The organism is Atopomonas sediminilitoris (genome assembly GCF_022601735.1).
Taxonomy (GTDB): domain Bacteria; phylum Pseudomonadota; class Gammaproteobacteria; order Pseudomonadales; family Pseudomonadaceae; genus Atopomonas; species Atopomonas sediminilitoris.
This window is the reverse complement of record NZ_JAKUMM010000007.1, coordinates 1-22,786: the sequence shown is the minus strand read 5'-3', so window position 1 is coordinate 22,786 and position 22,786 is coordinate 1. Positions and strand designations below refer to the sequence as shown.

General features: G+C 57.5%; 20 protein-coding genes. 17 read left to right on the top strand and 3 right to left on the bottom strand.

Going from position 1 to position 22,786, the window contains the following annotated elements; translation table 11 throughout:
- The first annotated feature begins 60 nt into the window (after positions 1 to 60).
- The 4 genes from MKI83_RS11725 (at position 61) to MKI83_RS11710 (ending at position 5,203) form a co-directional block, all read left to right on the top strand.
- Positions 61 to 819 carry a Nif3-like dinuclear metal center hexameric protein gene (locus MKI83_RS11725; protein ID WP_241586358.1) on the top strand — a complete coding sequence of 253 codons (759 nt, stop codon included), beginning with the start codon at positions 61 to 63 and terminating at the stop codon, positions 817 to 819.
- 149 nt (positions 820 to 968) lie between these two features.
- Entirely contained in the window at positions 969 to 1,886 is a 918-nt protein-coding gene (gene cysD, locus MKI83_RS11720) for a sulfate adenylyltransferase subunit CysD (RefSeq protein WP_241586348.1), read from the top strand.
- 12 nt (positions 1,887 to 1,898) lie between these two features.
- Positions 1,899 to 3,800, top strand: coding sequence for a sulfate adenylyltransferase subunit CysN (cysN, locus tag MKI83_RS11715; RefSeq protein ID WP_241586346.1), 1,902 nt, complete (start codon positions 1,899 to 1,901; stop codon positions 3,798 to 3,800).
- A 101-nt stretch (positions 3,801 to 3,901) separates the two neighbouring features.
- Complete coding sequence (locus tag MKI83_RS11710) at positions 3,902 to 5,203, top strand: hemolysin family protein (RefSeq protein WP_241586344.1); 1,302 nt, start codon at positions 3,902 to 3,904, stop codon at positions 5,201 to 5,203.
- On the opposite strand, the gene MKI83_RS11705 is transcribed toward MKI83_RS11710, so the two are convergent.
- Positions 5,200 to 6,147 (bottom strand): GlxA family transcriptional regulator, encoded by a 948-nt coding sequence (locus MKI83_RS11705; RefSeq protein ID WP_245399752.1) that lies wholly within the window; start codon positions 6,145 to 6,147, stop codon positions 5,200 to 5,202. The two genes, MKI83_RS11710 and MKI83_RS11705, sit on opposite strands and share 4 nt — an antisense overlap.
- 108 nt (positions 6,148 to 6,255) lie before the next feature.
- Here MKI83_RS11705 and MKI83_RS11700 point away from each other — a divergent pair, with 108 nt between their 5' ends.
- The 7 genes from MKI83_RS11700 (at position 6,256) to putP (ending at position 14,811) form a co-directional block, all read left to right on the top strand.
- Positions 6,256 to 6,747, top strand: a complete 492-nt coding sequence (locus tag MKI83_RS11700; protein WP_241586342.1) for a nuclear transport factor 2 family protein — start codon at positions 6,256 to 6,258, stop codon at positions 6,745 to 6,747.
- 67 nt (positions 6,748 to 6,814) lie between these two features.
- A complete protein-coding gene (locus MKI83_RS11695; RefSeq protein WP_241586340.1) occupies positions 6,815 to 7,513 on the top strand; it encodes a glutathione S-transferase family protein in 699 nt (232 codons plus the stop codon).
- Positions 7,504 to 7,764 carry a GIY-YIG nuclease family protein gene (locus MKI83_RS11690; RefSeq protein ID WP_241586338.1) on the top strand — a complete coding sequence of 87 codons (261 nt, stop codon included), beginning with the start codon at positions 7,504 to 7,506 and terminating at the stop codon, positions 7,762 to 7,764. Before MKI83_RS11695 ends, MKI83_RS11690 begins: the two co-directional genes overlap by 10 nt.
- 68 nt (positions 7,765 to 7,832) lie before the next feature.
- Positions 7,833 to 8,771, top strand: coding sequence for a glutathione S-transferase family protein (locus MKI83_RS11685; protein WP_241586336.1), 939 nt, complete (start codon positions 7,833 to 7,835; stop codon positions 8,769 to 8,771).
- A 72-nt stretch (positions 8,772 to 8,843) separates the two neighbouring features.
- The gene (locus MKI83_RS11680; protein ID WP_241586327.1) at positions 8,844 to 9,857 is read left to right on the top strand and encodes an MBL fold metallo-hydrolase; all 1,014 of its coding nucleotides are present in this window, start codon (positions 8,844 to 8,846) and stop codon (positions 9,855 to 9,857) included.
- A gap of 136 nt (positions 9,858 to 9,993) precedes the next feature.
- Positions 9,994 to 13,146 (top strand): bifunctional proline dehydrogenase/L-glutamate gamma-semialdehyde dehydrogenase PutA, encoded by a 3,153-nt coding sequence (gene putA / locus MKI83_RS11675; protein ID WP_241586325.1) that lies wholly within the window; start codon positions 9,994 to 9,996, stop codon positions 13,144 to 13,146.
- A 174-nt stretch (positions 13,147 to 13,320) separates the two neighbouring features.
- Positions 13,321 to 14,811, top strand: a complete 1,491-nt coding sequence (putP, locus tag MKI83_RS11670; RefSeq protein ID WP_241586323.1) for a sodium/proline symporter PutP — start codon at positions 13,321 to 13,323, stop codon at positions 14,809 to 14,811.
- Positions 14,812 to 15,022: 211 nt separating this feature from the next.
- Here the strand turns inward: putP and MKI83_RS11665 are convergent, their stop codons facing one another.
- Both MKI83_RS11665 and MKI83_RS11660 read right to left on the bottom strand, forming a co-directional pair.
- The gene (locus MKI83_RS11665; RefSeq protein WP_241586321.1) at positions 15,023 to 15,475 is read right to left on the bottom strand and encodes a DUF4124 domain-containing protein; all 453 of its coding nucleotides are present in this window, start codon (positions 15,473 to 15,475) and stop codon (positions 15,023 to 15,025) included.
- 83 nt (positions 15,476 to 15,558) lie between these two features.
- On the bottom strand, positions 15,559 to 16,290 hold the full coding sequence (locus MKI83_RS11660) for a hypothetical protein (protein WP_241586319.1): 732 nt from the start codon (positions 16,288 to 16,290) through the stop codon (positions 15,559 to 15,561).
- A gap of 422 nt (positions 16,291 to 16,712) precedes the next feature.
- Between MKI83_RS11660 and MKI83_RS11655 the strand changes: the two genes are divergently transcribed.
- The 6 genes from MKI83_RS11655 to msrQ all read left to right on the top strand — a co-directional run bounded on the left by MKI83_RS11655 (position 16,713) and on the right by msrQ (position 22,687).
- On the top strand, positions 16,713 to 18,437 hold the full coding sequence (locus tag MKI83_RS11655) for an acetolactate synthase 3 large subunit (RefSeq protein ID WP_241587056.1): 1,725 nt from the start codon (positions 16,713 to 16,715) through the stop codon (positions 18,435 to 18,437).
- A 1-nt stretch (position 18,438) separates the two neighbouring features.
- Positions 18,439 to 18,930, top strand: a complete 492-nt coding sequence (ilvN, locus tag MKI83_RS11650; RefSeq protein ID WP_241586311.1) for an acetolactate synthase small subunit — start codon at positions 18,439 to 18,441, stop codon at positions 18,928 to 18,930.
- 50 nt (positions 18,931 to 18,980) lie between these two features.
- A complete protein-coding gene (ilvC, locus tag MKI83_RS11645; protein ID WP_241587053.1) occupies positions 18,981 to 19,997 on the top strand; it encodes a ketol-acid reductoisomerase in 1,017 nt (338 codons plus the stop codon).
- 101 nt (positions 19,998 to 20,098) lie between these two features.
- Complete coding sequence (gene pssA, locus MKI83_RS11640; RefSeq protein ID WP_241586303.1) at positions 20,099 to 20,929, top strand: CDP-diacylglycerol--serine O-phosphatidyltransferase; 831 nt, start codon at positions 20,099 to 20,101, stop codon at positions 20,927 to 20,929.
- A 118-nt stretch (positions 20,930 to 21,047) separates the two neighbouring features.
- On the top strand, positions 21,048 to 22,061 hold the full coding sequence (msrP, locus tag MKI83_RS11635; protein WP_241586301.1) for a protein-methionine-sulfoxide reductase catalytic subunit MsrP: 1,014 nt from the start codon (positions 21,048 to 21,050) through the stop codon (positions 22,059 to 22,061).
- Entirely contained in the window at positions 22,061 to 22,687 is a 627-nt protein-coding gene (gene msrQ, locus MKI83_RS11630; RefSeq protein WP_241586291.1) for a protein-methionine-sulfoxide reductase heme-binding subunit MsrQ, read from the top strand. The genes msrP and msrQ overlap by 1 nt, the downstream gene beginning before the upstream one ends.
- Positions 22,688 to 22,786: the final 99 nt, after the last annotated feature.

Genomic DNA, 22,786 nt, shown 5'->3' with positions numbered 1-22,786 from the left:
GAATTGCTCGCCCAAGGGCGTTGTTCGCGACTTCCTAACACTTTATTAGAGGAACAAGGCATGGCTATTGCCCTAACGCAGTTGGTTGCCGAAGCCGATCGGGTGCTGGAAGCGGCACGCTTTAATGACTATTGCCCTAATGGTTTACAAGTAGAAGGTCGGCCCAACGTCAGTCGAATTATTTCCGGGGTTACGGCCAGCCAAGCCTTGGTCGATGCGGCGATTGCAGCGCAAGCCGATGTGCTGTTGGTGCACCACGGCTATTTTTGGAAGGGTGAAAATCCGTGTATTACCGGCATGAAGCAGCGGCGCATAAAAGCCCTGCTGGATAACGACATCAGCTTGTTGGCTTATCACCTGCCGTTGGATGTGCATGCCGAGCTTGGCAATAACGTGCAGTTGGCGCGTTTGTTGGGCTGGAGTATTGAGGGTGGGCTAGAGGCCGATAACCCGCGTTCGGTCGGTTTAGTCGGTGCGCCGGCCAGCACGCAAACGCCTGCCGAGCTGGCGGCGCAATTGAGCCAAGTGTTGGGGCGCGAGCCACTGCTGGTGGCGGGCAGTCAGCCGATTCGCCGCTTGGCATGGTGCACGGGGGCAGCGCAAAGCTATATCGACAAAGCGCTGGCTGCGGGGGTGGATGCCTTTATCACTGGCGAGATTTCAGAGCCGACGGTGCATATCGCGCGGGAAAATGACCTGACCTTTATTGCCGCCGGCCATCACGCCACCGAGCGCTATGGCGTGCAAGCGCTGGGGGAGTATTTAGCGCGTCATTTCGCCATCGAGCATCAGTTCATTGATTGCGCTAACCCCGTGTGAGGCTCAGTACGGAATGCCGTAGCTGGGCTATATATCAATAGCTTTTTGTTCTTAAAACCGATCTTATTAGAAGAAACGCTCTGTGTTAGAGTGCGCAGCACACTGGCACTGGCGTGCCTGCTTCAATTTGCTTGCTTAACGAGAAGGCCATGGTCGACAAACTGACGCACCTCAAAGAGCTAGAAGCCGAAAGTATCCACATCATTCGTGAAGTGGCGGCTGAGTTCGACAACCCCGTGATGCTGTATTCCATCGGTAAAGACTCAGCGGTGATGCTGCACTTAGCGCGTAAGGCGTTTTTCCCCGGCAAGTTGCCCTTCCCGGTGATGCACGTGGATACCCGTTTCAAGTTTCAAGAGATGTACCGCTTCCGCGAGCAGATGGTCAGCGAGTACGGCCTTGATCTGATCACCCACATCAACCCCGATGGCGTGGCGCAAGACATGAACCCCTTCACCTACGGCAGTGCCAAGCACACCGACGTGATGAAGACCGAGGGTTTGAAGCAAGCGCTGGATAAGTACGGCTTTGACGCCGCTTTTGGTGGCGCGCGCCGCGATGAAGAAAAGTCGCGTGCCAAAGAGCGCGTGTATTCCTTCCGCGACAGCAAGCACCGCTGGGACCCGAAAAATCAGCGTCCTGAGTTGTGGAATGTCTACAACGGCAAGGTCAAGAAAGGCGAATCGATCCGTGTGTTCCCGTTGTCCAACTGGACCGAGCTGGACATTTGGCAGTACATCTATCTGGAGCAAATCCCGATTGTGCCGCTGTACTTTGCCGCCGAGCGCGAAGTGATCGAGAAGAACGGCACGCTGATCATGATCGATGACGAGCGCATTCTTGAGCACTTGTCGGACGAAGAAAAAGCCCGCATCACCAAGAAGATGGTGCGTTTCCGTACGCTGGGTTGCTACCCGCTGACCGGCGCTGTGGAATCGACGGCGGCCACGCTGCCGGAAATCATTCAGGAAATGCTCCTGACCCGCACTTCCGAACGCCAAGGGCGGGTGATCGACCACGACGCCGCCGGCTCGATGGAAGAAAAGAAACGTCAGGGTTACTTCTAAGGATTTCTCAGCATGTCTCATCAATCTGATTTGATCGGCGAGGACATCCTTGCCTATTTGGCGCAGCACGAACGTAAAGAGCTGCTGCGCTTTCTCACCTGCGGCAACGTGGATGACGGTAAAAGCACCCTGATCGGTCGTTTGCTGCATGACTCCAAAATGATCTACGAAGATCACATGGAAGCCATCACCCGCGACTCGAAGAAAGTCGGCACCACGGGCGAGGAGGTCGATCTGGCCTTGCTGGTCGACGGTCTGCAAGCCGAGCGCGAGCAAGGCATCACCATCGACGTGGCGTACCGCTATTTCTCGACGGCCAAGCGCAAGTTCATCATTGCTGATACCCCCGGGCATGAGCAGTACACGCGCAACATGGCGACCGGTGCGTCAACTTGTGATCTGGCGATTATTCTGGTGGATGCACGTTATGGCGTGCAGACCCAAACCCGCCGCCACAGCTTTATCGCCTCGTTGTTAGGTATCAAGCACTTGGTTGTGGCCATCAACAAGATGGACCTGTGCAACTTCGATCAGGCGGTGTTTGACAAGATTCAAGCCGACTACTTGGCCTTTGCCGATCAGCTGAAGCTGGATAAAGCCGGCATCCAATTTGTGCCGATGTCGGCGCTCAAGGGCGACAACGTGGTCAACCGCAGCGAGCAATCGCCGTGGTACACCGGCCCGACTTTGATGGAAGTGCTGGAAAGCGTCGAAATCGCCGCCGACCGCAATCTGACGGACATGCGCTTCCCGGTGCAGTACGTGAACCGTCCTAACCTCAACTTCCGTGGCTTCTGCGGTACGTTGGCTTCGGGCATCGTGCACAAGGGCGATGATGTGGTGGTGCTGCCCTCGGGCAAGAGCAGTCGCGTCAAGAGCATCGTCACTCAAGATGGTGAGCTGGAGCAGGCGATTCCCGGACAGGCAATTACCCTGACCTTGGAAGACGAAATTGACGTCTCGCGCGGCGACATGCTGGTGCATGGCGACAATCGCCCGCAAATTGCCGACAGCTTCGATGCCATGCTGGTGTGGATGGCGGAAGAACCCATGCGCCCCGGCAAAAAGTACGACTTCAAGCGTGCCACCAGTTATGTGCCGGGCTCGATCCCAAGCATTGTTCACCGTGTCGACGTGAATACGCTGGAAGAAGCGCCGAGCAGCGAGCTGGCTTTGAACGAAATCGGCAAGGTGCGTATCAGCCTTGATGCGCCGATTGCCTTTGACGGTTACGCGCAAAATCGCACCAGCGGTGCGTTTATCGTGATTGACCGCTTGACCAACGTCACCGTGGCCGCCGGCATGATCGTCGCTGATCCGCTGGCGAAGCAGAATACCGGTGGTCATCACGGTAAGTTGGCCCACGTGACGCAAGACGAGCGTGCTGCGCGCTTTGGCCAGCAGCCGGCCACGGTATTGTTCTCCGGGTTGTCTGGCGCCGGTAAGAGCACCCTGGCCTACGCCGTTGAGCGCAAGCTATTCGACATGGGCCGTGCGGTGTATGTGCTGGATGGTCAAAACTTGCGTAAAGACATCAACAAAGGTTTGGAGCAAGACCGTAGCGGCCGTAACGAGAATTGGCAGCGTGGTGCTCGTATCGCCAAGCAGTTCAACGAAGCCGGCATGATCAGCCTGTGTGCCTTTGTTGCGCCCAACGCTGAAGGGCGTGCAGCGGCCAAGGCGGTGATCGGTGGCGAACGTCTGCTGACGGTGTACGTACAAGCCTCGCCAGAAGCTTGCCGCGAGCGCGATCCGCAAGGTTTGTACGCGGCAGCGCAAGACAACATCCCCGGTGAGTCATTCCCATATGACGTCCCCTTGGATGCGGACTTGGTGATTGACACCCAAGCCACCTCGGTGGAGGACAGTGTTAAGCAGGTTCTGGCCGCACTGAAGGCCCGTGGCGTGTTGTAAAGCGCCACTTGCCGGCCAAGGTTGGCCAGGGACAAGTCGTGATCAAGCCGCAGCTGAGCTGCGGCTTTTCTATGGAGTGAGATAAAACAGGAAATGCTGGCGTGGAAGTGCTGATTTTAGTGCTGTTGATTGTGCTCAACGGTGTGTTTGCGATGTCTGAGATCGCGCTGGTCGCGGCGCGCCGTGCTCGGCTGATGAAGCAAGCCGCGGCCGGTGATGCGGGGGCGAGTGCCGCGCTGAAATTGGCTGAGCAACCGACGCAGTTTATGTCCACCGTGCAAATTGGCATCACCTCGATTGGGGTGCTTAACGGCATCTTTGGTGAGGCAGTGCTGGCTGCGCCTTTAGCGCAGTGGTTAATCGCGCAAGGCTTGGCGGTTAAGACGGCTAGCATTGTGGCGACCACGCTGGTGGTGGTGAGCATCACCTATGTGTCGATTGTGATCGGTGAGCTGGTGCCTAAGCGCATTGGGCAAATGCAGGCAGAGCGCATTGCCACACGTGTGGCGATTCCCATGCGTGGTTTGGCTTTTGTCACACGGCCTTTTGTGTGGCTGCTGACCGCTTCAACGCAGGCGGTATTGTGCCTGTTGGGGGTCGAAAAAACTCACGACGCCAACGCCATTGCGGAAGAAATTCACGCCTTGCTGGATGAGGGCAGCCAAAGCGGCGATATCGAGCAGCACCAGCATACGATGGTGCGCAACGTGTTTCGCCTCGACGAGCGGCAACTCGGCGCGCTGATGGTGCCCAAAGCCGATGTGGTGATGGTGGATGTAGCGAAGCCCTTAGTCGACAACCTCAATCTGCTGGTGGCGGCACCGCATGTGTGCTTTCCCGTGTGTGATGGCGGTGTCGATAACATCATTGGCATCGTGCAAAGCAAACAAGTGCTGGCCTGTTTGGCGCAAGGGCAAACCCCCGATTTGCGGGCTTTGGCGGGGGCTGCGGTGCGGGTCGCGCATACGCAAACGGCGTTGGACTTGTTGCAGCGCTTTCGCCAAGACTCGTTATCGATGGCTTTAGTGGTGGGCGAGTACGACAACTTCATCGGTGTCGTGACTTTGCGCGATTTGCTTGAGGCAGTGACCGGCGAGTTCGCGCCGCTGGACCAAGACGATGCTTGGGCCGTGCAGCGTGAGGATGGCTCATGGCTGCTGGACGGCGGCATTGCCATTCCCGAGCTGAAAGATTGCTTACAACTGCGCAGCTTACCGGATGAACACAAAGGCCATTACCAAACCGTGGCGGGTCTGGTGATGGCTTTGCTTGGGCGCTTGCCACAAACAGGTGATTGCGTGCGCTGTGAAGGCTGGTGCTTTGAAGTGGTGGATATGGACGGCCGACGCATTGATAAGGTGCTAGCGAGCGTCGTGGCAGAACCCGGTGAGCTGCCAAGCTAAGGTGCTGCGCGGCGTCGATACTGTGCCGGCGTTTGTCCGGTGAGTTGCTTGAATACCTTGGCTAGACTGGCGCGCTCTTGATAGCCCACCGTTGCGGCGATGTGTTCCAAACTTTGCTGGCCTTGGCGCAACAGGCTTTGTGCTGCGGCAACGCGCAGGCGTTGCTGGTAGGCACTGGGCGTCATCTGCAAGTGTTGGCGAAAGTGGCGCAGTAAGGTTCGCGGCGAGCAGTGGCAAATGGCTGCCAGCGCGGCGAGGTCCAGTGCGCTGGCGTAATGTTGTTGCAGGTGTTGCTGGGCCAGCGCTAACACGGGGTGTTGGTGGGCGGTAGCGGGCAACAGCTGATCAAAACGCTGCTGGCTGCCACGGCCATAATCAAACACCAGTAAGTCAGCCACCTGCTGCGCTAAGGCGCTGCCGCCTTCGCGGGCGATCAGGTGCAGGCATAGGTCCAGCATGGCTTGCGCACCACCGGAGCTAAAACGCTGCCCGTCGGCGCAAAACAGCGCCTGCGGGCACAGCTCTACCGCAGGGAACTGCGCAGCAAAGCGACGCGCCAAGCGCCAGTGCGTGGTGGCGCGATGGCCATCCAGCTGCCCCGCGGCGGCCAGCAAAAAAGCACCACTACACAGGCTGGCGCGCAGGGGCGGCTGCGCAGGATTGGCGCGTAGCCACGCCAGTAATGCCTGCTCTTGGGCGATCACCGCTTGGGTGTGACTGCCGATGGCGGGGATCAGCAACAAGTCAGCGTCCCGCGCACTGTTAAGGTCGCCCTCGACCGCCATCTGACACCAGTCCAATGGCACAGGGTGGCCATCGATACTGACGCGACGCCAGGTAAACAGTCGCTTGCCCGCGCACTGATTGGCCAGCTGCAAGGCATCAAGTACTAGGCTAATGCTGGCGCTTAAGGTGTGCGGCGAGACCCACAAGGCAATGTGCATAATGATTTATTTGGCGTTAAAGAACACAAGTTAGTCTATGGCGACAATAGAGGCCAGCGCTAAAGCAGGCCACACTGGCTTTAACGAATCAGCCTGAGTGAACCTGCCATGTCTGCAACATCTACCCACGCTAATGCGGCTTTGATCGAGCGCTTTTACACGGCCTTTACGCAGTTAGATGCCGAGACCATGGCCAGCTGTTATCACCCTGATGTGCGTTTTAGCGATCCGGCCTTCATTGATTTGCAGGGGCAACAAGCCAGCGACATGTGGCGCATGTTGTGTGCTCGCGCGGCGGATTTTTCTCTCGAATTCAAGGTGCTTGACGCCGATGCGCAGCAAGGTAGTGCGCAGTGGGTGGCGCGTTACCAGTTCAGCAAAACTGGCAACCAAGTGGTCAATCGGATCGCCGCTGAGTTTCGTTTTAAAGACGGTTTAATCATCGAGCACCGTGACCGCTTCAACTTGTGGCGTTGGAGCGCACAAGCGCTAGGTATTAAAGGGCTGTTACTGGGTTGGTTACCGCCGGTGCAAAAAGCCATCAGCGCACAGGCCATGGTAGGGCTTAAGCAGTGGCAGGCGCAGCAGGGTAGGGGTTAATCGAGGTTTAACTCTGTTAGGCTGAGGGCCCGATAAGTACGTCTGCCTGCATAGCAAGGAGCTTGGCATGATTACCCTGTATCAATTTCCAGCGGCTTTTGGTTTACCTAACCCCAGTGCCTTTTGCTTAAAGCTAGAAACCTTTTTACGGTTGGCTGGGCTTGAGTATCAGGTCAAAAGCCTGCATGACCCGCGCGTTGCCCCTAAAGCCAAGTTTCCGATGATCGACCTCGAGGGGCAGCGCTTGGCTGACTCGGCCTTGATTCAGCAGGCCTTAACCGAGCGTTTTAAGCTGACCTTGGATGATCAGCGCAGCCTCGAACAGCTGGGCCACGACATGGCGTTAACCCGCCTGCTGGATGAGCACTTGTATTGGATTGTGGTGCGCTTTCGGTGGCTGGATGACGAGTGCTGGTCGCGCTTGTGTCCGCAGTTTTTTGGTCATTTACCGCTGCCGCTCAAGTGGCTGGTGCCACAGGTGGCACGGGCGCAAGTCAAGCGTGATCTGCATGGTCAAGGCTTGGGGCGGCATAGCCCCGCCGAGTTGATCCAGTTTGCGCGGGCCGATTTAACCGCCTGTGCGGCGATCTTAGGCTCGGCAGAGTATTTCGGTGGCAGCGCGCCCAGCAGCGTGGATGCCTGTGCTTATGGTCATCTGGCCAACTTGTTTATCAGCACCTTTGACACCCCACTCAGCGCCTTGGCGCCTGAGTACCCCAGTTTGGTGGCGTATTGCCGCCGTATGCAGGCGCGCCTATGGCCGTGACGTGGTACGTGTATTTGGTCCGGGCGGCCAATAACGCCCTGTATTGCGGTATTAGCTCTGATCCTGATAAGCGTTTCGCCCAGCATCAAGCTGGGCGTGGCGCCCGGTTTTTTGCCACCAGCCCGGCGCAGGCGCTGGTGTACCGCGAAGCCTGCGCGGATAAGTCGGCGGCGCTCAAGCGTGAACATGCGATTAAAGCCATGAGCAAGCCCAGCAAAGAGGCCTTGGTGCAGACTTTTGCGGCGCGCTAGCGCGGCCGGTGTGCGAGCGGGCACTCACGCGCTATGCTCAAGGGCCCTCTGGCTTAAGGATATCCGCCATGCACGAGTTGATTTTGCATCACTACCCACAGTCACCGTTTGCTGAAAAAGCGCGCCTGATGTTGGGCTTTAAGCAGCTCTCTTGGCGCTCGGTGACGATCCCACCGATTATGCCCAAGCCCGATTTAACCGCCTTGACGGGCGGCTACCGTAAAACGCCGGTGCTGCAAGTAGGGGCGGATATTTACTGCGATACCGCGTTGATTGCGCGGCGCTTAGAGGCCGAAAAACACACGCCAGCGTTGTTCCCCGAAGGGCACGAGCTGGCGGTCAGTGCCTTAGCCAGCTGGGCCGACAGCAGCTTGTTTTTGCACGCCGTGGCGTTGGTGTTTCAGCCAGAGGCCATTGCCCCGCGTTTAGCCAGCATGCCGCCTGAGATGGCGCAGGCGTTTTTGAAAGATCGCCAAGGGTTGTTCAGCGGCGGCAGTGCGCAGCGCGTCCCGCTTGAGCAGGCGTTGCAGCAGTGGCCGACCTTTATCCAGCGCCTTAGCCAACAATTGGCGCGCAGTGACAGCGACTACTTGTTTGCTCAAGCCAGCTTGGCTGACATCGCCGTGGCGCACCCTTTGTGGTTCCTCAAGCAAAATCCGTTTACCGCGCCCTTGGTGAGCGATGACGAGGTCGTCAGTGCTTGGCTCGAGCGCGTTTTAGGCTTTGGTCATGGTGCCTCAGAGGCCTTGGCCTCGACAGAGGCGGTGACGATCGCGCAGCAGGCAACACCTTCACCATTAGCGGCGACCGAGCTCTTGCCGTTGCCGGGTGTCAGCGTCGGTCAGCAGGTGTGTGTGGCGGCGACCGACTACGGCGTGGACGGTGTTACCGGCGAGCTGTTACACGCCGATCACGAGCAAATCAGCCTACGCCGCGAGGATCCGCGCGCTGGCACCCTGCACGTGCACTTCCCACGGCTTAACTATCGGGCACAGCCGGTCAGCTAAGCCCGTCATTGGATGGGCAGCTTCCTTAAGACCGGCTGCGTAGGCTGTGCGGCGGTCTTAAGGAGAAAACCTATGTGGCGTGTTGTGTTGCGTGTGGCACTGTCGATCAGTGCGTTGTGGTTGGCCGGTTGTGCGCAAAATCCGGCGGACTTGCCATTAAGTGATGAGCAGTCATTGGCGCCGCCATCGCTGCAATATTTGGGCGTGGGTGGCTATTTGCTGCGCTGGCAGGGCGAGGCCATCGCCATGGCTCCGTCGTTCAGCAACCCTGCCACGCTGGGCCAGCCGCCGCTGTTGGTCGAGGCTGACACCGCGAAAATCGACGCGCTGATGCCCAAGGCCGACGATGTCAGCATGCTGTTGGTCGGGCACGCGCATTACGACCACCTGCTGGATGTGCCCTATGTGCTTAATCAGCACACGCCCAAGGCCAAGGTGTACGGCTCTAAAACCGTCGGCCATATTTTGGCCGCCGCGGTGGCGCGCGAGCGCATTGTGGATGTGCAAAGCCATATGGCCGATGGCCGCCAAGCGGGGCAGTGGTTTTATTCGCCGCAAAAGCGCGTACGCATCATGGCGCTGAAAAGCGAGCACGCGCCGCACTTTATGGGCATTAAGTTTTTACAAGGCAGCGTGGATGAAGATTTAACCGAGCTGCCCAAAACCGTGTGGGGCTGGCCAGAAGGGCAGACGGTGGCCTTCTTGATTGATCTGCTGGATGCCACCGGCGAGGTGCGTTACCGCATTCATTACCAAGATGCCGCCAGCACACCGCCTTTGGGCTTGCCGCCGCAATTGCTCGGCGATGTCAAACCGGTGGATGTGGCCATTCTCTGTGTTGGGGCTTGGGATCAAGTGCCGGCGTACCCCCAGGTGTTGCTCAAACGCCTAAAGCCGCGCATGGCGGTGCTCGGGCACTGGGAAGACTTCTTTGGTAACGACCCGCGCCATCCGCAAGGGCTGCGTTTGCAAGATATCCAAGGCATGGTGCGCGTAACGCGTGAGAATTTGCCCGCAGGCGCCACGCTCAAGTTGCCGGTGCCGTTTGCGCAGTTGGCCTTGCCCGCGCCGCAACGCCACGAATAATCCGAGTTTCTGACAAAACAATCCGAGTTTTTGACAAGACCTAAGCCGGCGGCTGCCTTGAGAATCGAGGTATACCGCCGGCGCCATTTTGTGCGTTGGCTATAACAACTATAAAGCCCGTGCAGGAATGGCCCCCATGCTAACCGCCGCTCACGTTCTATCTGGCGATTGCTTATCGCAATCGGCCGCCGCGTTTTTTCCCACGATCAGTGCGCACTATTGTGTCGACGAAGAGGCCTTGCTGGCCGAATTAATGCAATTGGCTGACCCCGGTGCCGAAGGGTTATTGCGCATTGAGCGCGATGCGCGGGCGCTGATTGAGCGCGTGCGGGCGCAAGACAATGCCGTGGATACCCTCGACGCCTTGTTGCGTGAATACAGCCTCGATACCCAAGAAGGCATCTTGCTGATGTGCTTGGCCGAGGCGTTGCTGCGGATTCCCGACAGCGACACCGCCGATGCACTGATTCGCGATAAATTGTCGACCGCCGATTGGAATGCGCACTTAGGCAACAGCGATAACGTGCTGGTCAATTTTGCCTCTTGGGGCTTGTTGATGACCGGCAAGGTGGTTAATCCCAAGGTGGGTGAAAGCAAGCCGGCGGGGATTATTTCGCGCTTGGTGCAGCGCTCCGGCGAGCCGGTGATTCGCGCGGCGATGAACCAAGCGATGAAGCTTATGGGGCGTCAGTTTGTGCTCGGGCGCAGCATTGCTGAGGCGTTGAAAAACGGTCGTGCTTGTCGTGAGCAAGGCTACACCTACTCCTTCGATATGCTCGGCGAAGCAGCGCTCACCGCGGAAGATGCCGACAAGTACTTGGCTGACTACCGCGCCGCGATTGCCGAAGTCGGCGCAGCCGCGCAGGTGGGCAAAGCGCCACGGCCATCCATCTCGATCAAGCTGTCGGCGCTGCATCCGCGCTATGAAAGCGCGCAACAAGAGCGTGTATTGAGTGAGTTGTTTGCCCGCGTGCGAGAGTTGGCCCAGTTCGCCCGCGAGCAAGCGGTCGGCATCACCATCGATGCCGAAGAGGCGGACCGCCTCGAGATCTCGCTGCAGCTGTTTGAAAAACTCCTGCGTGACCCGGCCATCGCGGGCTGGGGCGAGTTTGGTTTGGTGGTGCAGGCGTATTCCAAGCGTGCCTTGCCGGTATTGCAATGGCTGACCTTGCTGGGGCGCGAGCTACAGGGACAAATCCCCGTGCGCTTGGTGAAGGGCGCGTACTGGGACAGTGAGGTGAAGCACGCGCAAGTGCACGGCCTGCCGGGATACCCGGTGTATACGCGCAAAGAAGGCACCGACACCGCCTATTTGGCTTGCGCGCGCTTCTTGCTTAGCGACGCAGCGCAAGCGGTGATCTACCCACAATTTGCCACTCACAACGCCCACACGGTGACTTGCTTGCAGGCGATGGGTGACGGTAAACGCTTCGAATTCCAGCGTTTACATGGCATGGGCGATGCGCTGTACGACACCGTGCTGGAGCAAACCGGGCAAACGGTGCGCATTTATGCACCGGTGGGTGCGCATAAGGATTTGCTGCCGTATTTGGTGCGTCGTTTGTTGGAAAACGGCGCTAATTCCTCTTTCGTACACCAGTTGGTTGACCCGCGCGTGCCGGTCGAGTCGCTCCTGCAACATCCGGTGGCGCAATTGCGCAAGCACGCGACCCTCGGCAACGGGAAAATCCCTAACCCATTGATGTTGTTCGGTTTGCGGAAAAACTCCGCCGGCATCAACCTCAATGTGCACAGCCAATGGCAGCCGTTAAAAGCGGCGTTGGAGCAGCAGTTACTCCAGCAGTGGCAAGCGCAGCCGTGGATTAACGGTCAACGCTTGGCCGGTCGCGCGCAGCCGGTGCCCGTACCCTATGCCTTGGGTGAGCAAGCAGGGCAGGCGCAGTGGGCCAGCGCCGAGCAAGCTCAGCAGGCCATGGATGCGCTGAGTGCGGCTTGGCCAGCGTGGAATGCCACCCCCGTGGCAGAGCGCGCGGCGGTGTTTGAACGCTTGGCGGATTTGCTCGAACAACACCGTGCCGAGTTGATGGCGCTGTGTTGTCGCGAAGCCGGCAAGAGCCTGCAAGACGGGATAGATGAAGTGCGTGAGGCGGTGGATTTTTGTCGCTATTACGCCCAGCAAGCGCGCGAGCGGTTGCAGCGCGTCACCCTGCCGGGACCGACGGGGGAGCGCAACGAGTTGTTTTATGAAGGCCGTGGCGTGTTTGCCTGTGTGAGCCCATGGAACTTTCCACTGGCGATTTTTTTGGGGCAAATCAGCGCGGCTTTGTTAGCCGGTAACACGGTGTTGGCCAAGCCCGCCGAGCAAACCAGCTTAATCGCCATGCGGGCGATTGAATTGTTATTTGAGGCAGGGCTGCCAACGAGCGCACTGGCTTTGTTGCCGGGCGACGGTGCCGAGCTAGGGGGCGTGTTCTGTCGTGACCCGCGTTTGGTGGGCGTGGCGTTCACCGGTTCGACCGATACGGCGCGGGTGATTAACCGTTTGCTGGCTGAGCGCGACGGGCCGATCGCCACGCTGATTGCCGAAACCGGCGGGCAAAACGCCATGCTGGTTGACTCAACCGCTTTGCCTGAGCAAGTGGTTAAAGATGCCGTGCAGTCGGCCTTTACCAGCGCCGGTCAACGTTGTTCGGCGTTACGGGTGCTGTGTGTGCAGGCTGACATTGCGCCGCGCATCGAAGCGCTACTGGCCGGTGCCATGGCGCAGTTGCAGATAGGTATGCCCAGTGTGCGTGCCAGTGACCTTGGGCCGGTGATTGATCGCGAGGCGTTGCAAGGGTTACAGCGCTACGTTGAAGCCGCGCGCAGTGAAGGCCGCGTGCTGGCGCAAACCGAGTTGCCTGCAGGGCTGGATGGCCACTTTATGGCGCCGGTGGCGCTGCGCTTGGACAGCTTGGCGCAGTTAGGTAAAGAACAGTTCGGCCCGGTGCTGCATGTGTTGAGCTATCGCGCGCAAGAGCTACCGGCACTGATCGAAGCGATCAATGCCACCGGTTATGGCCTCACCCTGGGTGTGCATAGTCGTAATGAACAAACCGCCAGCCTGATCGAAGCGCAGGCGCGGGTCGGTAATCTGTACATCAACCGTAACCAAATTGGTGCGGTGGTCGGTGTGCAGCCTTTTGGCGGACGCGGCTTGTCCGGCACGGGCCCTAAGGCCGGTGGCCCGAACTACTTGCCACGTTTTGCCAGCGAAAGAACCACCACGGTCAACACCACGGCCGTGGGCGGCAACGCCACGCTGCTCTCCCTGGGTAGCGAGGTTTAACGCTTTAGCGTCGTTGATCCGACGCCCAAGCGTGCCTGATCGCCCATCAAGCGACAGGGCAGGGGGTGGGTGCACGGCACCTGCCAAAACCGAGAAACACTGGCTCCAGCACGGTGCCTTGCCTGCTTTTGGGCAGCAGGGCACGTTGCAGTCGCACACAAAAGAGAACAAGAAATGCAAGAGACCAACCTGTTCGTGGTCGGGTCGACCTTTGTCGTTTACCTGATCGTCATGCTCGGCATTGGCATCATTGCCTACCGTCGTACCGTTAACTTATCCGATTACATTTTGGGTGGCCGCTCCATCGGGCCAACCACGGCGGCACTGTCGGCTGGCGCTTCCGACATGAGCGGCTGGTTGCTACTGGGCTTGCCCGGCTACGCCTTGGCCGCCGGTTACGAAGCTACTTGGATCGCGGCCGGCTTGCTGGTGGGCACTTGGCTGAACTGGCTGCTGGTGGCACGTCGCTTGCGGGTGTATTCGCACGTGGCGGGCGATGCGGTCACGTTGCCGGCGTACTTTAGTAATCGCTTTAATGACCACAGCCATTTGCTGCGGGTGATTTGTGCCTGCTTCATCTTGCTGTTCTTCTTGTTCTACGCCAGCTCTGGCTTGGTCGCTGCGGGCAAGCTGTTCGAGACCGTGTTTGGTTATGACTACCGCATCGCTGTGGTGGTCGGCACGCTGGCGGTGATCTCGTACACCCTGTTCGGTGGTTTTTTGGCCGTGGCATGGACTGACGTTGTGCAGGGCCTGTTGATGGCCGTGGCGTTGGTGTTGGTGCCGGTGTTTGCCCTCAACGCCATGGGCGGCTGGGAGGCTGCGCACGCCGCCATGCTGACCAAGAATCCAGAGCTTTTGACGTTCTTCAATAACGCCAAAGGCGAGCCGCTGGGTTTGATCGCCATTTTGTCGTTGCTGGGTTGGGGCTTGGGCTACTTTGGTCAGCCGCATATTTTGGCGCGCTTTAAAGCCGTGGCGGATGAGCGTGATTTGCCGTTGGCCCGCCGTATTGCCGTGAGCTGGACTGCCGTGACCTTAGTGGCGGCTTTGTTTATTGGCTGGGTGGCGATTGGTTATTTGCCCAACGATTTGGGTGATAGCGAAACCGTGTTCATGGTGCTGGCTAACAGCTTGTTCCATCCCGTCGTGGCGGGGATTTTGATGGCTGCCGTGTTGGCCGCGATTATGTCCACCGCTGACTCACAGTTGCTGGTGAGTTCCTCGGCGCTGGCCGAAGACTTCTATAAAGCCATCCTGCGCAAAGACGCCAGTCAAAACGAGTTGGTTTGGGTTGGGCGCGCGGCGGTGGTGGTCATCGCTTTGATTGCGCTAGTGCTGGCGCTGGATCCTGACAGCAGCGTGCTGGGGTTGGTCAGCTATGCGTGGGCAGGCTTCGGCGCTGCGTTTGGGCCAGCGGTGTTGTTGTCGCTGTTCTGGCGTGAGATGAACCGTAGCGGTGCCGTCGCTGGCATCTTGATTGGCGGCATCACCGTGGTGGTGTGGAAGCAATTGGCAGACTTGGGCGGCGTGTTTGCGCTGTACGAGATCATTCCAGGCTTCATCTTGGCCACGCTGACCATCGTGCTGGTCAGCAAGCTGACAGGTGGCGCCGAAGGTGAAACCGCCGCCACGTTCGATCGCGTGCAGCGTCAATTGGGTTAAGCAAACGTCATGCAGGCTCGCCGCCGGTAAGCACGGCGGCGGCGCTGGGCACGCAAGAGCGGGTTGTCTCGTTGCGTGCCGTCTCCCCCACGACAACCGATTGTTTAACCGGCGCTCGGACACCACTCCCGAGTGCCGGTTTTTTTTTGCGTAAAAAAAGCGACCTGAGTCGGTCGCTTTGGGTGGTTCGTTGCGTTTAAGCGGTTGGCGCTTACTCGCAAACCTCTTTGATGTTGCCTTCGGCCTGGCTTATACGCTGCTGGCGTTCGTCGTCACTCAGGAAACGTTGTTCGCCATTTTCCTCGACCCGTACGCGCGGGTTGTTGCGCAGTTGGGCGAGGTTCTCCCGAGTTTGCTGGCAGTATTCGGCGCGCTCTTTTTCTTTTTTGGCAACGTCAGCTTTGACCTTATCGTCGATGGCTTTCTGCTTGTCGTCGTTGCTTTGTGCTTCTTTTATGGCTTCAGCGCTGTTGGTGGTTGAAGGCTTGCCCGGCGCCACCTTGATGTTGACCTCTTGGCTGTTTTGTCCAGCCGGCGGCTCGGCGGTGAAATGGGTAACACCTTTCTCATCAACCCACTTGTAGACCGGGGCGGCAAAAACGCTCGCGCTGAGGCCGGTAATCAATCCAGTGAAGAGGGCGGTGGCCAGAGTCAATTGACGCATGGGGGCATTCCTTATGTTGTGCTGGCACAACTATAACCAAAAATGAGCCGCGCGCCTGCTGGCAAGTTCACGGCTTTAAGCGCTTACAGGCGTGTTTCTAACAGTTGGCGCAGGTGTTGTGCCAGCTCCGTTTGGTGAGCGACTTCACCGTGGCTGGGGATCAGCCATTGCGGTTGGTCAGCGCTGAGCTGCGCGAGTGCCCATGCTTTGAAGTCTTGGCGCTGGTCCATGATGAACCATTTCACCACTTGGCTAATTTTCAGACCAGGCGCGGCATCCAGCGCTTTTTGCAGCAAGCGCGCGACCGGTTGGCGCGAAAAGCGCGCGTAGTTCAAGAAGCTGTCGCAGGTGATCCAGAGCGGTTCAGCGACGCCGGTTTTGCACAGCCAGACGTCACCGCCACGATGCCCTGGCGGGATTTTAAAGCTGTAGTTCGCCGGCAGCAGCGGTTGCTGTTCCTCTAGCGCGTGAATGCCATGCAGACCTTTGCTGCTCAGCCGTGCAATGGCATGGCGGCTGGCATAAAGCTTGGCTTGTGGGTAGCGCGCTTGCCATGCGCTGACGCCCATGTAGTGAAAGCTATTGGGCAGGATGATGCTGAGTTCGAGCTTGTTCTCGGTTTGGGCTTGGGCTTGGTCTGGGGCTTGGCCTGCGCCGGGCCATTCGTCTAAAACACTGGCGCCGGGGCTGATGACCAGCCACTGCTGGGGAGCGGTGTTTATGGCAATGCTATTAGAGGCAAAGTTGGGCACAAGATAGCGTGCGTGGTGTACTTCGGGGTGGCTGCTCAACGCTTGCCAAGAGGTGGCGCTCATAACAATGTCCTGTGCGGTTAGGCGATCAAACGCAGGTTGGCACTGTGGCATAAAAGCGGGGCAAAGGCAGCTTGGCGGGTGCCTAGCCGGGTTGCTGGGTGGGTTATTTGCGCCTAATTCGTGGTTAAGGGTTGACGAGCTGTGCACGCTTTGCGCAAAATTCGAGCCCTTACTGGTTCGCGGGCTTACCGCACGCAACCAGGCTGGTCACGAGGCGCACACCACGCCGACATGACGACCGTAGCCTTTCAGCGTTACCTCGCGAATAGGTTGGACGGGTTCTCGTTATCTTCAGAGCTCCCCCAATACTTGCCTGCGAACGCCGAACGGAATGTCGAGCGTTCTGTTGTCGTGTCTGGCAAAAAAACTTGTTGAATCTCGCCGCCAACGAAATGGTCGGCGGCACAGATGAGGTAAACAACGTGGAGCTTTTATCCGGCGCTGAAATGGTTGTGCGTTCCTTGCGCGACGAAGGCGTAGAGTACATTTACGGTTATCCGGGCGGTGCCTTGCTGCACATCTATGATGCCCTGTTCAAAGAAGAAGCCCTTACTCACGTTCTGGTTCGCCATGAACAAGCCGCCACCCATATGGCAGACGGCTATGCGCGTGCCTCGGGTAAAGCGGGCGTGGTGCTCGTCACCTCAGGCCCCGGCGCGACCAACGCGATTACCGGTGTGGCAACGGCTTATATGGATTCCATTCCCATGGTGGTGATTTCGGGCCAAGTACCGAGCGCTATGGTGGGAACCGATGCCTTCCAAGAAACCGACATGGTCGGTATTTCGCGGCCGATCGTGAAGCACAGCTTCATGATCAAGGACCCGAAAGAAATTCCGGAAGTGATCAAGAAAGCGTTTTACATCGCTCAGTCGGGTCGCCCTGGTCCTGTAGTGGTCGATATCCCTAAAGATATGACCGACCCGACGCAAAAGTTTGAGTACGAGTACCCGAAGAAGGTCAAGCTGCGCTCTTACAACCCAGCTACGCGTGGCCACTCCGGTCAGATTCGTAAAGCAGCTGAGTTGTTGGTTAGCGCCAAGCGTCCGATCATTTACTCCGGCGGTGGGGTGATTCTGGGGCAAGCTGCAGGCCCACTGACTGAACTGGCAAAAAATTTGAACTTGCCGGTGACCAACACCTTGATGGGTTTGGGCGGTTTCCCGGGCTCAGATCGCCAGTTCCTTGGCATGCTCGGTATGCATGGTAGCTACGCAGCCAACTTGGCCATGCACCACGCCGATGTGATTGTGGCGGTGGGCGCGCGCTTTGATGATCGTGTCATCAACGGGGCAAGTAAGTTCTGCCCGAACGCCAAGATCATTCATATCGATATCGATCCGGCTTCGATTTCCAAAACCATTCGTGCCGATATCCCGATTGTTGGCCCAGTCGAAGCCGTGTTGAGCGAACTCAACAGTGTGCTGGCTGAGACCGGCGACAAGCCGGCCAAAGAGTCGCTCAATAGCTGGTGGAAGCAGATCGATGAGTGGCGTGGCGATCGCAAGATGTTCCCCTATGACGAGGGTGACGGCAGTGTGATCAAGCCGCAGGCAGTGGTTGAAGCTCTGTACGAAGTGACTAAAGGCGATGCCTACGTGACTTCCGACGTGGGTCAGCACCAGATGTTTGCTGCTCAGTACTACCGCTTTGATAAGCCCAATCGTTGGATCAACTCCGGCGGCCTAGGCACCATGGGCTTCGGGTTCCCCGCGGCTATGGGGATCAAGCTGCATTATCCGGATGAAGTGGTTGCCTGTGTGACGGGCGAAGGCTCTATCCAGATGAATATCCAAGAGCTGTCGACCTGCTTGCAGTACGGCCTGCCAGTGAAAATCATCAACCTCAACAACAACACCTTGGGCATGGTGCGCCAGTGGCAGGATATGCAGTACGGCAGCCGTCACTCGCACTCCTACATGGAGTCACTGCCTAACTTTGTTAAGTTGGCCGAGGCGTATGGTCACGTGGGTATTCAGATTGACCGTTTGGAAGATTTGAAACCCAAGCTGGAAGAAGCCTTTGCGCTGAAAGATCGCTTGGTCTTCGTTAACGTGGCTGTAGACCCCAGCGAGCACGTGTACCCGATGCAAATCAAAGACGGCTCCATGCGTGACATGTGGCTGAGCAAGACGGAGCGTACCTAAGATGCGGCATATCATTTCCCTGTTGATGGAAAACGAGCCCGGTGCGTTGTCTCGTGTGGTGGGTTTGTTCTCGCAGCGTAACTACAACATCGAATCTTTGACCGTGGCGCCGACCGAAGACCCCAGTCTTTCGCGTCTGACTTTGACCACCATTGGTCACGATGAGGTGATTGAACAGATCACCAAACAGCTCAACAAGCTGATCGAAGTGGTCAAGCTGGTGAACTTGTCAGAGAGCGCGCACGTTGAGCGCGAACTGATGCTGATCAAGATTAAGGCCACCGGCGCGCAGCGAGCTGAAATCAAGCGCACCACGGATATCTTCCGCGGCCAGATCGTTGATGTAACCAGCAGTGTGTATACAGTGCAGCTGACCGGCACCAGCGATAAGCTGGACAGCTTCATTCAAGCGGTGGGCACCGCTTCTATCTTGGAAGTCGTGCGCAGCGGTGTCACCGGCATAGCCCGTGGCGACAAGGTTTTGAGCGTTTAATAACGAATTTAGCGGCCAGATGGCCAAGTAAGAGGAGAATTTCCATGGGCTTGAATGTTTATTACGACAAAGACTGCAACCTGTCGGTTATCCAGGGCAAAAAAGTCGCCATCATCGGTTACGGCTCGCAGGGCCATGCCCACGCCTGCAACCTGAAAGACTCAGGTGTGGATGTGGTGGTTGGTCTGCGCACTGGTTCAGCGACTGTGGCTAAGGCGCAAGCACACGGTCTGACCGTTAAGCCGGTCGCTGAAGCTGTTGCCTCGGCTGACGTGGTGATGATCCTGACCCCTGACGAGTTCCAGGGCGCGCTGTACCGCGACGAGATCGAACCTAATCTGAAGAAAGGCGCCACCTTGGCCTTCGCTCACGGTTTCTCTATTCATTACAACCAAGTTGTGCCGCGTGCAGACCTTGACGTGATCATGATCGCGCCGAAGGCCCCGGGCCACACTGTGCGTTCTGAATTCGTTAAGGGCGGCGGTATTCCTGACCTGATCGCGATCTATCAAGACGCTTCAGGCAAGGCCAAAGAAGTCGCGCTGTCTTACGCTTCTGGCGTTGGTGGCGGTCGTACCGGCATTATCGAAACCACGTTCAAAGACGAAACCGAAACCGATCTGTTCGGCGAGCAAGCTGTACTGTGCGGTGGTTGCGTTGAGCTGGTTAAAGCCGGTTTTGAAACGCTGGTTGAAGCCGGTTACGCGCCAGAAATGGCCTACTTCGAGTGCTTGCACGAGCTGAAGCTGATCGTTGACCTGATGTTCGAAGGCGGTATCGCCAACATGAACTACTCGATCTCCAACAATGCTGAGTACGGCGAGTACGTGACCGGCCCTGAGGTGATCAACGAGCAGTCGCGTGAAGCCATGCGTAATGCCCTCAAGCGTATTCAGAACGGCGAATACGCCAAGATGTTCATCAGTGAAGGCGCAACCAACTATCCATCGATGACTGCTTACCGTCGTAACAACGCGGCACACGGCATCGAAGTCGTGGGCGAGAAGCTGCGCACCATGATGCCTTGGATTGCGGCGAACAAGATCGTCGACAAGACCAAGAACTGATTCGCCCAGTCTTGGTCAAATAACGCGACCTTTCGGGGTCGCGTTTTTTTTTGTCGGGCTTTCTGGTACAAAGCCTGCACTTTGTTTTTAAGGAACACACCATGACCGATCGTGCTAATGAGCAGCCCAACACCTCGCCTGATGAGTTAGAAGGTTTGCTGCCTATCGACGAGCACATCGAAGAAGAGCTCGATGCCGAAGGTCGCAAAATTCGCCATCGTGGCATCTACTTGCTACCTAACTTGTTCACCACCGCGGCGCTGTTTTCTGGTTTCTACGCCATCATCAACGCCATGAGCGGGAATTTTGAGCAAGCGGCCATCGCCATTTTTGTTGCCATGGTTCTCGATGGTATGGACGGCCGTGTCGCGCGCCTCACCAATACACAGAGTGCTTTTGGTGCTGAGTACGACTCGTTGTCAGACATGGTGGCATTTGGTGTGGCACCAGCTTTGGTCGCCTTTGAATGGGCGCTCGGTAGCCTAGGTAAAGTGGGCTGGATGGTCGCCTTTATCTACGTGGCTGGCGCGGCGCTGCGTTTGGCGCGCTTTAACACGCAAGTCGGTACCGCTGATAAGCGTTATTTCACCGGTTTGGCGAGCCCTGCTGCCGCAGCGTTGGTGGCGGGTATGGTTTGGGGCTTCCACGAGTGGGATGTGCAGGGTAAAGACATTGCCTTCTTGATCGCTGTAATCGTGGCGTTGGCCGGCATGTTGATGGTCAGCAATATTCGCTACTACAGCTTTAAAGATCTCGACTTGAAAGGTCGCGTTCCCTTTTTTGTCATTCTAATCGCGGTATTGGTTTTTGCGGTGGTCTTTACTGATCCAGCCCGCGTGCTGTTGTTTGTCTTCTTGGTCTACGCCTGCTCAGGCCCGGTGCAATACGTGCTGGGTATGAAAAAGGGTAAGCCGGTGCCTAAGCCCGAGTAACGCCTTGGGCTGTGCCAGCAAAACGCCGCGCTAAAGCGGCGTTTTGCATTTCTGTAACGCCAACAGGTCTCAGCGGTCTACTGTGCAATAACAGCTTTGCCGATTAGTGGAGACCGCCATGTTGTTGAAAACGTCTTTAAGTGCCCTGCGTTGGTCAGCGCCGGAGCATCACGTCACCGACGAGAAAATCTACCTTAATCGGCGTGCTTTTTTGCAGGCAGGGATAGGGGCGTCGCTAGTGGGGGTATCAAGTGTGGTGCTGGCTAATCCTTATCGGGCCGATGGTGCGCAAGCGTCAGTGGCGCCGGCATGGTTTCAACAGAAGGCCGATGCCATCCAATGGCGAGCGGTCGCGACCGATGAGGCGTTAACGCCCTTCAATGATGCCGCGCGCTATAACAACTTCTACGAGTTCGGTACGGATAAGGGCGATCCGGCGCGGCTGGCACAAAGCTTACAGCCAGAGCCTTGGTCTGTGCTGATCGATGGTGCGGTCGCTAAGCCGGGTAAAGTTGGTCTAGAGGATTTGCTGGCACCGCATGCCCTGCAAGAGCGTATTTATCGCTTACGTTGTGTCGAAGCGTGGTCAATGGTGATTCCGTGGCTGGGGATTCCTTTGGCAGATATTTTGAAACGTGTCGAGCCAACCGCGAAAGCCAAATACGTGCGCTTTGAAACCTTGGTCGACCCCGAACAAATGCCGGCCCAGCGTTCGGCATTCGGTTTGATCAAATGGCCCTATGTAGAAGGGCTGCGCATAGATGAAGCGATGCATCCTTTAACAATCTTGGCGGTGGGGATGTATGGGCGCGTGTTGCCAAAGCAGAACGGTGCCCCGCTGCGGTTGGTGGTGCCGTGGAAGTATGGTTTCAAGAGCATCAAGTCGATTGTGCGAATCTCGCTGCTAGAAAAGCCGCCGCGCACGACTTGGCAAAGCTTGGCGCCGGACGAATACGGCTTTTATGCCAATGTAAATCCGGCGGTAAGTCATCCGCGTTGGAGTCAAGCCAGCGAGCGGCGTCTCCCCAGTAGCTTGTTTAACCCTAATCGTATGGATACCCAGCCTTTTAATGGCTATGCCGATGAAGTCGCCAGTCTGTATGGCGGTATGGATTTGGCGGTGCACTACTGATGCCGATACTTGTTTTTCGCTGGTTGGTGGCGGCTTTGGCGGCAGTGCCTTTGCTCTATGGCGTACTAGGGGCGTTTGGCTGGCTTGATTTGGGAGTGGATCCCGGCAAAGAGCTGACGTTGCTACTGGGGCAAGCGGCGCTGGGCTTATTAATAGCAACACTGGCGATGACGCCTGCCAAGCAACTCTGGCCTTGGGCAGGCTGGTTGCGGGTAAGGCGGCAGCTGGGCTTGTGGTGCTTTTTTTACGCGAGCACGCATATCGTGGCTTTTTTGCTGTTTATATTGGGCTTGGACTTTTCGGCACTTTGGACAGAGGTGCTAGAGAGACCTTACGTACTGGTCGGTGCTTTAGCTTGGCTGGCCTTGTTGCCGCTGGCGCTGACTTCTAATCAGCGCAGCATGCGTGCATTGGGTAAGCGCTGGAAAAGTTTGCACCGCTTGATTTACCTCATTTTGCCGTTGGGCTTATTGCATATGCTGTGGATTGTGCGCAGCGATTTGTGGGATTGGCTGCTCTTTGCGGTGCCCGGCGTACTCTTGTTGTTATGGCGATTGCCCGCTAAGGCTGCGGTAATGAGGGCTGTCACAGGGCTGCGAACAGTCAGTAAACAAAAAGTGTCATAAAACAGTTGACGGCAAAACTGCGGGGCCTATAATGCGCCCCTCTTCGCAGCGAGCGGCAAGTGATTGAATCTCTTGCGGTTTTAGCGAAGTGGGGTGGCG

Coding starts and splice junctions, on each gene's coding strand:
- MKI83_RS11665 (WP_241586321.1), bottom strand. CDS start 15,475: ATGCGTCAATTGACTCTGGCCACCGCCCTCTTCACTGGATTGATTACC.
- MKI83_RS11700 (WP_241586342.1), top strand. CDS start 6,256: ATGTCTGCAACATCTACCCACGCTAATGCGGCTTTGATCGAGCGCTTT.
- MKI83_RS11660 (WP_241586319.1), bottom strand. CDS start 16,290: ATGAGCGCCACCTCTTGGCAAGCGTTGAGCAGCCACCCCGAAGTACAC.
- MKI83_RS11685 (WP_241586336.1), top strand. CDS start 7,833: ATGCACGAGTTGATTTTGCATCACTACCCACAGTCACCGTTTGCTGAA.
- MKI83_RS11705 (WP_245399752.1), bottom strand. CDS start 6,147: ATGCACATTGCCTTGTGGGTCTCGCCGCACACCTTAAGCGCCAGCATT.
- putP (WP_241586323.1), top strand. CDS start 13,321: ATGCAAGAGACCAACCTGTTCGTGGTCGGGTCGACCTTTGTCGTTTAC.
- ilvN (WP_241586311.1), top strand. CDS start 18,439: ATGCGGCATATCATTTCCCTGTTGATGGAAAACGAGCCCGGTGCGTTG.
- cysN (WP_241586346.1), top strand. CDS start 1,899: ATGTCTCATCAATCTGATTTGATCGGCGAGGACATCCTTGCCTATTTG.
- cysD (WP_241586348.1), top strand. CDS start 969: ATGGTCGACAAACTGACGCACCTCAAAGAGCTAGAAGCCGAAAGTATC.
- MKI83_RS11695 (WP_241586340.1), top strand. CDS start 6,815: ATGATTACCCTGTATCAATTTCCAGCGGCTTTTGGTTTACCTAACCCC.
- MKI83_RS11680 (WP_241586327.1), top strand. CDS start 8,844: ATGTGGCGTGTTGTGTTGCGTGTGGCACTGTCGATCAGTGCGTTGTGG.
- MKI83_RS11690 (WP_241586338.1), top strand. CDS start 7,504: ATGGCCGTGACGTGGTACGTGTATTTGGTCCGGGCGGCCAATAACGCC.
- msrQ (WP_241586291.1), top strand. CDS start 22,061: ATGCCGATACTTGTTTTTCGCTGGTTGGTGGCGGCTTTGGCGGCAGTG.
- putA (WP_241586325.1), top strand. CDS start 9,994: ATGCTAACCGCCGCTCACGTTCTATCTGGCGATTGCTTATCGCAATCG.
- MKI83_RS11725 (WP_241586358.1), top strand. CDS start 61: ATGGCTATTGCCCTAACGCAGTTGGTTGCCGAAGCCGATCGGGTGCTG.
- msrP (WP_241586301.1), top strand. CDS start 21,048: ATGTTGTTGAAAACGTCTTTAAGTGCCCTGCGTTGGTCAGCGCCGGAG.
- pssA (WP_241586303.1), top strand. CDS start 20,099: ATGACCGATCGTGCTAATGAGCAGCCCAACACCTCGCCTGATGAGTTA.